This is a genomic window from Anaerococcus sp. HMSC065G05, assembly GCF_001812365.1.
GTDB lineage: Bacteria > Bacillota > Clostridia > Tissierellales > Peptoniphilaceae > Anaerococcus > Anaerococcus vaginalis.
The window spans coordinates 1-11,846 of the sequence record NZ_KV808721.1 but is presented as its reverse complement, the minus strand read 5'-3'; the positions used below and the strand labels follow the sequence as shown (position 1 = coordinate 11,846).

General features: G+C 26.2%; 17 protein-coding genes and 2 tRNA genes. 2 read left to right on the top strand and 17 right to left on the bottom strand.

Annotation, left to right across the window (positions count from 1 at the left end):
* Positions 1-43: 43 nt before the first annotated feature.
* The 17 genes from rpmF to HMPREF2852_RS07070 form a co-directional block, all read right to left on the bottom strand.
* The gene (rpmF, locus tag HMPREF2852_RS07145) at positions 44-223 is read right to left on the bottom strand and encodes a 50S ribosomal protein L32 (protein ID WP_004838552.1); all 180 of its coding nucleotides are present in this window, start codon (positions 221-223) and stop codon (positions 44-46) included.
* Between the two features lie 69 nt (positions 224-292).
* Positions 293-1,480, bottom strand: a complete 1,188-nt coding sequence (locus HMPREF2852_RS07140) for an acetate/propionate family kinase (RefSeq protein ID WP_070607146.1) — start codon at positions 1,478-1,480, stop codon at positions 293-295.
* An 11-nt stretch (positions 1,481-1,491) separates the two neighbouring features.
* The gene (locus HMPREF2852_RS07135) at positions 1,492-2,217 is read right to left on the bottom strand and encodes a hypothetical protein (protein ID WP_261668217.1); all 726 of its coding nucleotides are present in this window, start codon (positions 2,215-2,217) and stop codon (positions 1,492-1,494) included.
* Positions 2,218-2,406: a hypothetical protein gene (locus HMPREF2852_RS10145; RefSeq protein ID WP_261668216.1), complete on the bottom strand. Its 189-nt coding sequence runs from the start codon at positions 2,404-2,406 to the stop codon at positions 2,218-2,220. It lies immediately after the preceding gene.
* The gene (locus HMPREF2852_RS07130) at positions 2,403-2,873 is read right to left on the bottom strand and encodes a prepilin-type N-terminal cleavage/methylation domain-containing protein (protein WP_070607143.1); all 471 of its coding nucleotides are present in this window, start codon (positions 2,871-2,873) and stop codon (positions 2,403-2,405) included. The genes HMPREF2852_RS10145 and HMPREF2852_RS07130 overlap by 4 nt, the downstream gene beginning before the upstream one ends.
* Entirely contained in the window at positions 2,870-3,184 is a 315-nt protein-coding gene (gene comGE, locus HMPREF2852_RS07125) for a competence type IV pilus minor pilin ComGE (protein ID WP_070607140.1), read from the bottom strand. The genes HMPREF2852_RS07130 and comGE overlap by 4 nt, the downstream gene beginning before the upstream one ends.
* Positions 3,177-3,584, bottom strand: a complete 408-nt coding sequence (locus HMPREF2852_RS07120) for a type II secretion system protein (RefSeq protein WP_070607136.1) — start codon at positions 3,582-3,584, stop codon at positions 3,177-3,179. The genes comGE and HMPREF2852_RS07120 overlap by 8 nt, the downstream gene beginning before the upstream one ends.
* 7 nt (positions 3,585-3,591) lie before the next feature.
* Entirely contained in the window at positions 3,592-4,287 is a 696-nt protein-coding gene (locus tag HMPREF2852_RS07115) for a prepilin peptidase (RefSeq protein ID WP_070607133.1), read from the bottom strand.
* Positions 4,288-4,668 carry a prepilin-type N-terminal cleavage/methylation domain-containing protein gene (locus HMPREF2852_RS07110; RefSeq protein WP_070607130.1) on the bottom strand — a complete coding sequence of 127 codons (381 nt, stop codon included), beginning with the start codon at positions 4,666-4,668 and terminating at the stop codon, positions 4,288-4,290.
* 10 nt (positions 4,669-4,678) lie between these two features.
* Complete coding sequence (locus HMPREF2852_RS07105) at positions 4,679-5,776, bottom strand: type II secretion system F family protein (RefSeq protein WP_070607127.1); 1,098 nt, start codon at positions 5,774-5,776, stop codon at positions 4,679-4,681.
* Positions 5,777-6,334 (bottom strand): ribosome recycling factor, encoded by a 558-nt coding sequence (frr, locus tag HMPREF2852_RS07100; RefSeq protein ID WP_004838543.1) that lies wholly within the window; start codon positions 6,332-6,334, stop codon positions 5,777-5,779.
* Positions 6,324-7,046, bottom strand: a complete 723-nt coding sequence (gene pyrH, locus HMPREF2852_RS07095; RefSeq protein WP_070607124.1) for a UMP kinase — start codon at positions 7,044-7,046, stop codon at positions 6,324-6,326. Before pyrH ends, frr begins: the two co-directional genes overlap by 11 nt.
* A gap of 152 nt (positions 7,047-7,198) precedes the next feature.
* Positions 7,199-8,320 carry an ABC transporter permease gene (locus HMPREF2852_RS07090; protein WP_070607120.1) on the bottom strand — a complete coding sequence of 374 codons (1,122 nt, stop codon included), beginning with the start codon at positions 8,318-8,320 and terminating at the stop codon, positions 7,199-7,201.
* Positions 8,307-9,392 (bottom strand): ABC transporter permease, encoded by a 1,086-nt coding sequence (locus tag HMPREF2852_RS07085; RefSeq protein ID WP_070607117.1) that lies wholly within the window; start codon positions 9,390-9,392, stop codon positions 8,307-8,309. The genes HMPREF2852_RS07090 and HMPREF2852_RS07085 overlap by 14 nt, the downstream gene beginning before the upstream one ends.
* Before the next feature lies 1 nt (position 9,393).
* Positions 9,394-10,332 (bottom strand): ABC transporter ATP-binding protein, encoded by a 939-nt coding sequence (locus HMPREF2852_RS07080; protein WP_070607114.1) that lies wholly within the window; start codon positions 10,330-10,332, stop codon positions 9,394-9,396.
* A gap of 117 nt (positions 10,333-10,449) precedes the next feature.
* A tRNA-Leu gene (locus HMPREF2852_RS07075) sits at positions 10,450-10,535 on the bottom strand.
* A 3-nt stretch (positions 10,536-10,538) separates the two neighbouring features.
* Positions 10,539-10,615: transfer RNA gene (locus HMPREF2852_RS07070), tRNA-His, on the bottom strand.
* Positions 10,616-10,942: 327 nt separating this feature from the next.
* On the opposite strand from HMPREF2852_RS07070, the gene HMPREF2852_RS07065 reads away from it, so the two are divergent.
* On the top strand, positions 10,943-11,539 hold the full coding sequence (locus HMPREF2852_RS07065) for a regulatory protein RecX (RefSeq protein ID WP_070607111.1): 597 nt from the start codon (positions 10,943-10,945) through the stop codon (positions 11,537-11,539).
* Positions 11,536-11,811: a GIY-YIG nuclease family protein gene (locus HMPREF2852_RS07060; RefSeq protein WP_070607109.1), complete on the top strand. Its 276-nt coding sequence runs from the start codon at positions 11,536-11,538 to the stop codon at positions 11,809-11,811. Before HMPREF2852_RS07065 ends, HMPREF2852_RS07060 begins: the two co-directional genes overlap by 4 nt.
* The last annotated feature ends 35 nt before the right edge of the window (positions 11,812-11,846 follow it).

Sequence of the window (11,846 nt, the reverse complement as noted above, 5' to 3'; positions counted from 1 at the left end):
CCCCTTATTTTTGATATTAAAAAAAGATAGTGTTACCACTATCTTAATTTAACTCAAGAACTTCTTTGCCTTTATGATAACCACAGCTTGGACAAACTCTATGTGGTAACATTGGTTCATGACAATTTGGACACTCTACATAAGTTGATTTATTTAATCTGTAAGCTGAAGCTCTTCTTTTATTTTTTCTTGTTTTTGATGTTCTTCTCTTAGGTACTGCCATTCTAACACCTCCTAGTTATGAGTTTTAGCAATCTTAAACATTATATAAGTAAATGTTAAAATTGTCAAGCTATACTAGTTTTTTAGTGTCTCTTGCAATCATTAATTCTTCGTTTGTTGCTATTACAAAAACTTTTACTTTTGAATCGTCAGTTGAGATTAAATGACAACCGCCACGAACATTGTTTTTTTCTAGATCAATTTTAATTCCAAATTGTTCAAAGCCTTTCATTATGTCAGCTCTCATTGTTGCTGAATTTTCTCCGATTCCACCAGTAAATACAATTGCATCAGTTTTTCCGATTTCTGCCATATATCCTGCTACATATCTTTTTGCTCTGTTAGCAAACATTTTTAAAGCAATATCTGCTCTTTTATTTCCATCATTTGCAGCATTTTCAAGATCTCTAAAGTCTGATGATACTCCAGAAACTCCAAGAACTCCTGATTCTTTATTTAAAACATTGTCCATTTTTTTTGTATCATATCCATATTCATTCATCAAAAATGTTACAACTGTTGGATCTAAATCTCCACTTCTTGTTCCCATTACAAGTCCTTCAAGTGGTGTAAGTCCCATTGTTGTATCAAATGATTTTCCTTCTTTAACTGCACAAATTGAAGATCCATTTCCTAAATGGCATGAAATCATATTTAAATCTTTTTGATCTTTTTCTAAAACTTTTGCTGTTTTTTGTGTGATGAAATCATGGCTTGTTCCATGGAAACCATATTTTCTAACAGCTTGGTCTTCGTAGTATTTATAATCAATTCCATAAAGGAAATTTTCTTTTGGCATTGATTGGTGGAATGCTGTATCAAATACTGCAACATTTTTTACATTTGGTAGAAGTTTTTCACAAGCTTCAAGTCCCATCATATTTGCTGGATTGTGTAATGGTGCAAATTTTGAATATTCTTTTACAGCTTCTTTAACTTCGTCATCAATTACAACAGATTTTGTAATTTTTTCTCCACCATGAACAAATCTATGGCCAACTGCATCAATTTCAGATAAATCTGAAATCACACCATTTTCTTTATCAGTTATAGCATCAAATACGTGTTTAACTGCTTCAGTATGGTCTTTCATATCTTCTTCAATTATATATTCGTCGTCGCCTTTTTCTTGTTTAAGTCTTGAGCCATCTATTCCAATTCTTTCTACAAGACCCTTTACTAAAACTTCTTCATTGTCCATATCAAATAATTGATATTTTAAAGATGAAGAGCCACAATTGATAACTAATATTTTCATTTATTCCTCCATTAAAATACTTTTTTTGATTTAATTTCAATAAATTTTGGATTTTCTATATCATCAATATAATCTAGCGATTTTTCTTCATTGTATGAATAATCAACTATATTAGTGTAATCATTTTTTGATATTAATTGCCCATCAATAGTAAGTTTGCTATTATTTTTTGAAATAATATCGCCTTTTATTATAAGCAAACCATCCAAAACTAAATCATTTTCCAAAATCAAATCTTTACCAATAATTACTATACCACTAATTCGTCTTGGTGTCTTAGTTTTATTGGAAAAATTTTTTTCTTCATTTGATAAATTGCTCTGATTTTTCTCTAAATTATCATCATTTGAAATTTCACTTGATGTAATCTTTTCTTTCTCTCTTTTTACAATTAATTGTCCACCAATTTTTAAAAATCGATTTTCTAAATTATTTTCTAGTTTTAAATTTTCAAATTCTTCAAATTTATTTTGTTTGAATTTTAAAGTTTTGTAAAACTCATCGAAATTTTCATCAAGTATTATTTTTTTATTTTCTCTTAGCGCATACTTATTTCTTAAATCTAAAACCATTTCTAATATAGCCTTTGAATTTCCAATTTTTTTTACACTTCTTAATACAAATTCTTTTTCATTTTGTTTTTGAATTTTTACTTCTTCTTTTTCATCAAAATAATAAAAATAAAATGGATGCCACAAATTGTCATCATTTTCATTTACTATATCAACATCTTCCAACTAAGTTTTTTTATCATCTACAATTATGGAATAAAGTGATTCTAATTCGTAAATTGCTTTTTTCCTATTGTACAAGTCCTTATTTGAATCATTATTATTTAGTGCCTGCTCGTATATAAAGGTTAGGCTTATTGATAAAAGAAGTAAAATTATCAAAACATAAATGGATAAAAACCCTCTTTTTTTCATTCAAGCCTCCTTATATAAGTTTTGTAATTTGAATTTCCTTCTTTTTCATAAAAATCAATATATATCGAAAATGAATCATCATTTTTATCATAAGATATTTTTGAATCACTACAATATCCTATTGGAATTTTTATTTCTCTTTGGCTGTTTGAATTTAAATTATTGATATAAACGTATAATTTTTTCCCATTTTGTTCAAATCTATATGTAGACTTATTTTTACCCTCACTAATTAATAATTTAAAATTATTTTCATTTTTTAAGTCAATTATTTTATCTGATTTTCTTATAACATTTTCTATATACAAAATACAATTTGTCGAATTTTTATAGTCAATTTCGTCCTCATAGGTTTTTTGACTAATTGAAAGATTTGTTTTTACAATATTATTTATTAAAACTATAAGGATTGAGCCGATGGCTATGGCACAAATTAATTCTAAGAGGGTAAAGCCTTTTTTTCTCATTTTTTTACCACCACTTCCAAATTATATTTATCACATCTTACTTCTATATATTTCAAATTTTCATTATATGATTCAATACTTGTATTAATTTTAAAGCCATTTTCTAAGTCTTCATATTCTCCTTCATCTCTATTTTTTGATTTTTCTAATACTTCTTGCATTGTAAATAAAATTTTAGAATCGTCTTTTATTTTTCTGGAATTTTCATAAATTGAAAAAAGTGATGGAAGCAGGTAAATGCTTATTATACTTATAAGAGCTAGAGCAATTATTATTTCAATCAAGGTAAATCCTTTTTTATTTTTATTCATATCTTATCCTTCCAGCAATCGGCGATACTATAATAGAATATTTTTTGTTAGAAGAAGAAAAATAAATCGTACTTGCTCCCTCTACACTTCCTGTTGGTCTAAATACAAAAGTATTTTTTGTGTTTGCTCTTATATATTTAAAATAAACTTCTTTTACCATTTCATTATCATCGGCTCTTTTTATTGCGTAATTATTACTATCTATATTAATTTTATATTTATAACCTGTAACTAGAGATTTTTCTCTGCAATAATTTATATCAGCTTGCAAGTTTTCAATTTCTTTTCTTTCTTGAAGTTTTGGTATCAAACCCGATTTTATTAAAATCACACTTGAAATCAAAGAAATTATAGCAAGTGTAACTATTAATTCAATTAAGGTAAAGGCTCTTTTTTTCATAAACACCTCACAAAAGACTTATAATATAAGCAATAAATATATAAATACAAAATGGAATCATTATTTTCATTGATTTTTTCTTGATAGCTATTATAATTGCAAAAATCGCTCCAATCCAAATAGAGCCTAAAATTAAATATAAAATTCTTTCATTTTTTAAAAATAAAAATAAAGCTAAATAGAAAAAATAATCTCCATCTCCTATATTTTTCTTAGATATAAAATATATTAAAAAATATAGGAAAGTAAAAATTAAAAAAATTTTAAAAAATTTAAAATCAAATCCCAAATAAAAAATTCTATATATTAATCCAATAAAGACTAAAATATAAACATATCCCATATATATTTCCATGCTTTTTAAATCAATCATAGCTATTACAAAAGAAAAAATTAATGATAAAAAAATCAAACTTCCTTCCATAAAAGTTTTTTCTTTCATAGCAAATATAAATAAAAGACCCCCTATTATTTCATAAAGAATATATGAAAATGGGATCTTTTTTTGGCAAAATCTACACCTTGCTTTTAAATTTATGTATGAAAAAATAGGTATAAGATCTCTTTTTAATATTTTATTGTTACAAAATGAGCAATGGCTTGGTGGATAAGCAATATTTTCTCCTCTAAGAGTTCTATCACACAATAAATGTGCAAATGAACCAAATATTGCTCCCAAGAAAAAATAAATTATATTAATCATCTATTTTTTCTCTTTTATCTCAATTGTATCTGGCTCAATTGTAATTGTTGAATTTTTAGGATCAATTCTTACCTTATATCCACTTGCATCTAGTCCAATTCCTTTTGGAATCTCAGGCCATTTTTCTACATATTGAAGTGCATCTTCACTTTCTTTTGTCCAAGTTACTTCGTCATCATTTGCATTTAATTCATTTAATTTTACGCTAGCTGCAGTTTTTAACATTGACACATTCGCATTATGAGCAGTTATTGCCGCTTGTTTTTTTGATTTTTGATATTTTGGTATAGCTATTGCTGCAAGTATGGCTATAATTGCAATTACAATAATTAATTCAATAAGAGTAAATCCTCTTTTTTTATTTTTTATATTATTAAACATTAACTTCTCCTTAAAAATTAATGGCATTAACCGAATCAAACATTGGTATGGCAATAGAAAAAACTACAAATCCAACTACTAAAGCCATAAATAGTATCAAAAAAGGTTCTGCTAATCTTGATATTCTTTTTAGTCTATAAATATATTCATTAGCATAATAATTAGAGGCTTTTTTGAGAGATTTTGTCATATCTCCACTGTCTTCGCCTACCTTTATCATGGCTATAAATAATTTCGTAAAAACATTTTCCTTATCTAAAGAGCTTGATAAATTATTTCCTAGTTTTAGGCTCTCCTCTACATTTGTTAGAATTTGTTTTAAATATTGATTTTTGAAAGAATTTTTTATTATATCAATGCTTTCAATAATATCTACATCGCCCTTTTTTAGGATATATAAAAGCGAAGAAATTTGGTATTCTATGTTTAAAATTCTAAATTTTTTAAAAAATATACTTTTAAAAAAGCTTTCATCAACTTTATATCTGTACTTATCTTTACGTCTTAGTAAAATTATTGTAAAAACAAAAATAAAAATTATTAATAAAATAAAAAAGCCATTTTTATTAAAAAAATCTGAAATATTTAAAAGAATTTTTGTAGCTATTGGTAGGCTAATTTCATTTTCTTCAAAAACTTCTATAAAAGTAGGCATAACTTTTGTTAAAATCGTTATAACAACTCCTATAGTAACAATTAATAAAATTATAGGATAAATCAAAGCTTCACTTATTTGATTTTTGTTTTTACTTTCTTCGGTCATATATGTAGATAACTCATCAAGAATCTTTGAAAGATTTCCACTTGCATCTCCACTTTTTACAAAAGCTGTAACAATTGGTCCAAAGGCTTTTTCTTCTTTTTTAAAAGCCACATAGGCTTCGTCTCCCTTTTTTAGGGCTAATGATACATTGACCAAAGCCTTGTTCAATTTCTTGTCAAGTCTTTGGTCAATTATTATCATTAAACTATCGTATAAGGATACCGATGAGTCAATAAGTAAACTTAATTGCTTTAAAAATAAGGATAAAATATTGGAATTTATCCTAGCTTTTCCTATATCCTTGTTTAAAAAAGCCTTCAGCTTATCAAATTTTATTTTATTCAATTAAACTTCAAGTAATTCTTTATTTTTGCTTTCAACAGTTTTTTCAACTTTATCGATATATTTTTTTGTAATTTTTTGTATATCTTCTTCTATTGAAAATAAATCATCTTCTGTTAAGTCTGCAGATTTTTCAGCTTTTTTTGCTATATCCATTGAATCTCTTCTTATATTTCTAATTTGAATTTTGCTATCTTCAGAATATTCAGAAACTTGTTTTGTAAGTTCTTTTCTTCTTTCTTCAGTCAAAGCTGGGAATGGAAGTCTAATTACTTCTCCATCATTTTGTGGATTTATTCCTAAATCAGATTTATTAATAGCCTTTTCAATTTCTTTAATATTAGATTTATCCCAAGGTTTAATAACTAAAAGTCTTGGCTCTGGTGTAGATATGGTTGCAGCTTGGTTAATTGGTGTTTGAGTTCCATAATATGAAAATGTAATTCCATCCAATATAGAATCATTAGCCCTACCTGCTCTAATTTTTGATATTCTAATTTCGAATGATTCACAAGCTTTTTTCATCGAAGCTTCAGTATCTTTAATAATCTTATCGTACATCAAAATTCTCCTTTACAATTGTACCAATTTCTTTTCCTTCAACTATTTTAACTAAATTTTCTGGATTATCGATTCCAAAAGCAAGGATTGGCATATCATTATCCATACACAAACTTGTTGCTGTAGAGTCCATAATCTTTAATCTTTTTTGTAAAATTTCACTATAGGTTAATTTTTCATACTTAACTGCATCATCAAATTTATTAGGGTCTTTGTCATAAATTCCATCAGTTCCTTTTTTGCCTAATAAAATCATATCAGCATTAATTTCCAAAGCCCTAAGAGATGCTGTTGTGTCAGTTGAGAAATATGGTAGACCAGTGCCTGCTGCAAAAATTACAATCCTTCCCTTTTCAAGGTGTCTTACAGCCCTTCTTCTTATGTAAGGCTCAGCAACTTCTTGCATATTTATCGCAGTCATTAGTCTTGTTTCAAGTCCCATTTTTTCAAGAGTATCTTGAACTCTAAGACCATTCATAACAGTACCAAGCATACCAATAGTATCACTTGTTGCACGTTCAATATGTTGACCGCTTCTACCTCTCCAGAAATTTCCACCACCAACAACTATGGCAATTTCAAGTCCCTTATCTCTAGCTTTTTTTATATTTTCGCAAATAAGATCAATAGTGTCATCATCAAAACCAAATCCCTTATCTTTTGCAAGTGCTTCTCCACTTAATTTTAAAACTACTCTTTTTATATCTCGCAAAACTTTTCCTCCTATTAGTAAAATTATATACTATTTTTTTATATTGATAAAGTTATAGCTAATAAAAATTTATTAAATAGTTTACTATAAATATAGATACCCATAATAAAAAAATTCTATCTATATCAAAAATGGAAAATTTTATATTTTTATTATTTTATAGGATTTTTATTAAATGACGAAAATTTATCTAATACTAAACTTATCAAAGCAAAAATTATTCCAAATCCTATAAGAATATAAATATTATTTAAAAATATTTCTTTTGAAAAATCATTTGCTATCATATTATTGTTTGTTACATAATAAAAGCTTGGAAAAACTCTAGCTAATAAAAGAGCGTTTTTACTTAAAATCTCTTGAGGTACAAAAACCCCTGTCAAAAATGATGAACCTAGAGCAAATATATTCATTACAGCCATCATAATATTGCTATTACTTATTAATTTCGAAATAAAAAGCGCAAGACTAACTGTAGATAAGGCAAAAATCAATGAATTTATCATCATATATATTATTCTGTTGGATAAATCTTCTTTCCCATTTAAAACAAAAAATGCAATGATATAAAGAATCCAAGAAAAAATAGCAAAACAAATATTACCCAAAAGTATTTGCAAATTTCTTTTTGTTTTACTTAAAGGAGAAATCAAATTTCTTTGACTGATATTTTTATTTTTATAAGTCAGGCTAACCAAAGAAACTACCAAAATTATCTGACTTAAAAATACATAAGATAAAAAGTTGAAGAAAAATAAAATTTTTTCTGGTATAATTTGCCCCTTATCTTTTTTTAGAGAAATCTTCACTTTCTTTTGAAAATCTTTCTTCGTATTTTTGATTGCATCATTAAGATTTAAACCCGCTTTTTCATAAACCGAAATTTGATCTAAATATAAGTTTACTGATTCTTTTACATATTGATAATATTTTGCACTTTGACTCTTTTTTATCTCAACTTTTCTTTCTTTATCAAAATTTTTCGGAATTTTTATGTAAGCTGTCACAATTCCATAAAATAAATTATCATCAATATTTTTTCCTTTAAGGTCAACAATTTTATTTTCTTCTTCCATATAATCAATAAAAGATTTTGATAAATCACTTTCACATAAATCTTCTATATAAATTTTTGCCTTTTCTTTTTTATAAACATTTGTATTGTTATTGCTAGAATTTGAAAATATAAGTAAGGACATAAAAATTATTGTATATAAGGCTATCGCCTTTAAATGACCTCTAATTATTTTAAAATAATTTTTAAATACTATCATATTGCCTACCCCTTGTTAATAGATAAGAAATCAATCCAAAAATCAAAGTTAAAAATAATAAATATCCTATATTTGTCCGATACCTATCCAAATTATCATAATAGTAAAGACTATAGATTCCATCATTAATTAAGCTTGCTGGATTTAGCTTATTAATTATAGGATAATTTTCTTGGATTAATATTTTTACATCAGAATTCATCATTCCAGCTAGGTATGAAAAAAGCATGCTTACAGCTATTCCTATTCCACTTTTTATTTCTATACTAGCCTTATTGGATAAGCCGATTAAACACCCAAACAAGACTCCAAATAAACTTGCAAGGCCTATAAGAAATATTAAAAGACCTAACTTATTAGAAAAATCGATTTTATAAATTTTATTAAAAAATAAAATTGTAAATAAAACTATAGAAAAGTTTATTATAAAACCTGAAAGAATTGAAGCTGAAAGACTTACAGATTTTTTTATTGGAGCTATTGCATTTCTTTTTGCAAGTGTTGTTAAATTTGCTTCATAGTTGTAAATAATCAAAAGTCCAAAACTAAATCCATACAATGCCTGCATAGCTATAAGTGTATAGAAAAATGTATTAATAATATTAATATTTTTCTTTGAAATATTTTTTATGTGATCTACATTTTCGGTCAAAACATTAGGGTTAAAAGTAGGATTTTTTTTAAAAATTTTCTCAACCATCATCCCTTTTCTAAGATAAGCATTCATAACACTTTCAACAATTGATTCATATAGACCTGATTTTTTAAACTCAATTTTGTCATAATCTTTTATATAAGCAGTTATTTTTTCATCATCCATATTTTTTTCATCATATAGCTTAAATATTTTTTCTTTCTCTAGTTTATCTAAGAAATCATCAAAATATTTATCATCTCTTAAACCATCTTTTACACTAACATTTATAGGTTCAAATTTCATAGAATTTTCGATATTTCCAAGACCTATATAAAAGAAAAATCCTAATATAAGAGGAAATATTAAAGACCAAAATATAAGAGACTTATCCCTAATTAAAATTTTAAAAGTATTTTTAAAACTATGTAAGAACATACTAATCCCTCAATTCTTTTCCAGTTAATTCTAGAAATACATCATTTAAACTAGGTCTACTTGAACTTAAATGGTCATATTTTGTATTGCATGAATTAAATATATCAACAAGATTTAAAATATTTGAATCTTTAGAAAAACTTAATTTACAATTTCTTCCCTTTATTGAAAAATCTATCAAAGAATCCATAGCTTTTATTTTTTCAATCAAGTCATCTGATAAATCATCAGATTCAAAAGAAATTTTTTCTTTTAAATTTATAGTGTCCTTTAAACTTTCAGCATCGCCTTTTGCTATTATTTTTCCCCTATCTAAAATAACTATGTAATCACAAAGACTTTCAACCTCATCCATATAATGAGAGGTGTAGATAATGCTTGCTCCTTCCTTATTTAATTTTTTTATTCCTTCTAAAATATTGTTTCTAGATTGAGGGTCAACTGCAACGGTAGGCTCATCAAAAATAATTAAGTCAGGCTTGTGGGCTATTCCACAAGCAATATTTAACCTTCTTAGAAGTCCACCAGATAATTGCTTAGGCTTAAATTTAACAAAATCACCAAGACCTACAAGAGCTATAGTTTTTTTAACAAGAATTTTTCTTTGATTCTTATTTTTTATATATAAACCGCAAAAATAATCTATATTTTCATAAACATTAAGCTCATCATAAACACCAACATCTTGAAAAACCACACCAATCTTTTCCTTAATATTAAAAGAATCGACTGTCATTTCTTCGCCAAAAATTTTAATTGTTCCCCCATCATTTTTTAGTAAAGAAAGAATACAAGATATAGTAGTAGATTTTCCAGAGCCATTAGGACCTAAAAGCCCCAAAATTTGTCCTTCATATAAATCCAAATCCAAATTATCAACTGCAATAAAATCTTTATATTTTTTAACCAAAGACCTAACTTCAATAACTTTATTAACCATAATTTTCTCCTTTTACTTATTTTAGCATAAAACAATAAATAAAAATGTTATAAAAAAGTAAAAATTTTGTAAAAATAAGCACAAAAAAAGACGTTATTTCTAACGTCTTGTATTTCTTGGTGCGGGATAAAGGAGTTGAACCTTCACGAGAAAATCTCACTAGATCCTAAGTCTAGCGCGTCTGCCAATTCCGCCAATCCCGCGTATGGGGTGAGTAGAGAGATTCGAACTCTCGATCTCCTGGGCCACAACCAGGTGTCTTAACCAACTGGACCATACCCACCAAATAAATAACTTACTATACAAGTATACATCCAATCAAATCACTTGTCAAGCAAAGTGTAAAATATTCAAAATATTTTTACATTTTACAAGGGCCTTTCTCTTTCGACTTATATATAATACCACTAATAAAAATTTAATGCAAATTTATTTTTATTTTAAAGTTTTACAAAAAATATCTCTTATAGTAAAATACTGATAAGAAAGATAGATTTAGAGGTGATTTTATGAAGAAAAAATCTAATAGCAAAATGATTTTAAAAATTTTTGCTGTTGTAATTGTTTTGTCTATGGTTATTCCTATTATTATGAATGCTGTTGAATCATTATGATTGTTGAAGATATTGAATATTCTGATAAATATAATTTGGTAAAAATTACTATTTCAAATGAATTTTTTTATATTTCTTATGATTTTTTTAATGATTTAGCTTTATCTGTTGGAGCGGTTATAGATTTTGATTTGTATAAGGATATTCTAAGGGAAAATGACTTTAATAGATGTAAAAATGAAGCTTTAAAACAATTATCTTACGGCTCAAAGACTTCTTTTGATTTGAAAAAAAAATTGAAAGAAAAAAAATTCAATAATGATTCGATTTCTAGGGTTATTGATTTTTTGACTGAATATAATTTAATTGATGATAAAGCTTATGTGAAATCTTATATAAATGATAAATCAAGGATAAATAATTGGTCCAAGGGTAAAATTAGATATAAACTAAAGGCAAAATTTATTGATGATAGTTTAATTGATACTTATTTGGATGAAATTTCTTATGATGAAGAGTATGAAAAAGCTTATGATGCAGGTCTTAATAAAAAAGAAAGTGTAAATGATAAAAATAAAGTATATAGATTTCTTGCTTCTAGGGGATTTTCTTATGATATTATAAGTGATGTGTTGGGTGATTTGTTTAAATGAAAAATGCTTTTGTTTATATTTTAAGATGTTCTGATGGAAGTCTTTACACTGGTTGGACTAATAATTTACAAAATAGATTGGAAAAACACAACAAGGGAATTGGCGCAAAATATACAAGAGCAAGAAGACCTTGCAAGTTGGTTTTTTATAAAGAAGTTTCTGACAAAAATAAGGCTATGAAAATTGAATATAGAATAAAAAGATTAAACAAAAAATTCAAAGAAAATATTGTAAATAATTTCGATAGAAAAAAATTAGAGCTTATCGACTAGATAAGCTCTCAGAGCGTCGACAAACCCACCAATAA

Excerpts from the sequence above, each read along its gene's own strand:
- rpmF (WP_004838552.1), bottom strand. The coding sequence starts at position 223 with ATGGCAGTACCTAAGAGAAGAACATCAAAAACAAGAAAAAATAAAAGA.
- HMPREF2852_RS07140 (WP_070607146.1), bottom strand. The coding sequence starts at position 1,480 with ATGAAAATATTAGTTATCAATTGTGGCTCTTCATCTTTAAAATATCAA.
- HMPREF2852_RS10145 (WP_261668216.1), bottom strand. The coding sequence starts at position 2,406 with ATGAAAAAAAGAGGGTTTTTATCCATTTATGTTTTGATAATTTTACTT.
- HMPREF2852_RS07130 (WP_070607143.1), bottom strand. The coding sequence starts at position 2,873 with ATGAGAAAAAAAGGCTTTACCCTCTTAGAATTAATTTGTGCCATAGCC.
- comGE (WP_070607140.1), bottom strand. The coding sequence starts at position 3,184 with ATGAATAAAAATAAAAAAGGATTTACCTTGATTGAAATAATAATTGCT.
- HMPREF2852_RS07120 (WP_070607136.1), bottom strand. The coding sequence starts at position 3,584 with ATGAAAAAAAGAGCCTTTACCTTAATTGAATTAATAGTTACACTTGCT.
- HMPREF2852_RS07115 (WP_070607133.1), bottom strand. The coding sequence starts at position 4,287 with ATGATTAATATAATTTATTTTTTCTTGGGAGCAATATTTGGTTCATTT.
- HMPREF2852_RS07110 (WP_070607130.1), bottom strand. The coding sequence starts at position 4,668 with ATGTTTAATAATATAAAAAATAAAAAAAGAGGATTTACTCTTATTGAA.
- frr (WP_004838543.1), bottom strand. The coding sequence starts at position 6,334 with ATGTACGATAAGATTATTAAAGATACTGAAGCTTCGATGAAAAAAGCT.
- HMPREF2852_RS07090 (WP_070607120.1), bottom strand. The coding sequence starts at position 8,320 with ATGATAGTATTTAAAAATTATTTTAAAATAATTAGAGGTCATTTAAAG.
- HMPREF2852_RS07085 (WP_070607117.1), bottom strand. The coding sequence starts at position 9,392 with ATGTTCTTACATAGTTTTAAAAATACTTTTAAAATTTTAATTAGGGAT.
- HMPREF2852_RS07080 (WP_070607114.1), bottom strand. The coding sequence starts at position 10,332 with ATGGTTAATAAAGTTATTGAAGTTAGGTCTTTGGTTAAAAAATATAAA.
- HMPREF2852_RS07065 (WP_070607111.1), top strand. The coding sequence starts at position 10,943 with ATGATTGTTGAAGATATTGAATATTCTGATAAATATAATTTGGTAAAA.
- HMPREF2852_RS07060 (WP_070607109.1), top strand. The coding sequence starts at position 11,536 with ATGAAAAATGCTTTTGTTTATATTTTAAGATGTTCTGATGGAAGTCTT.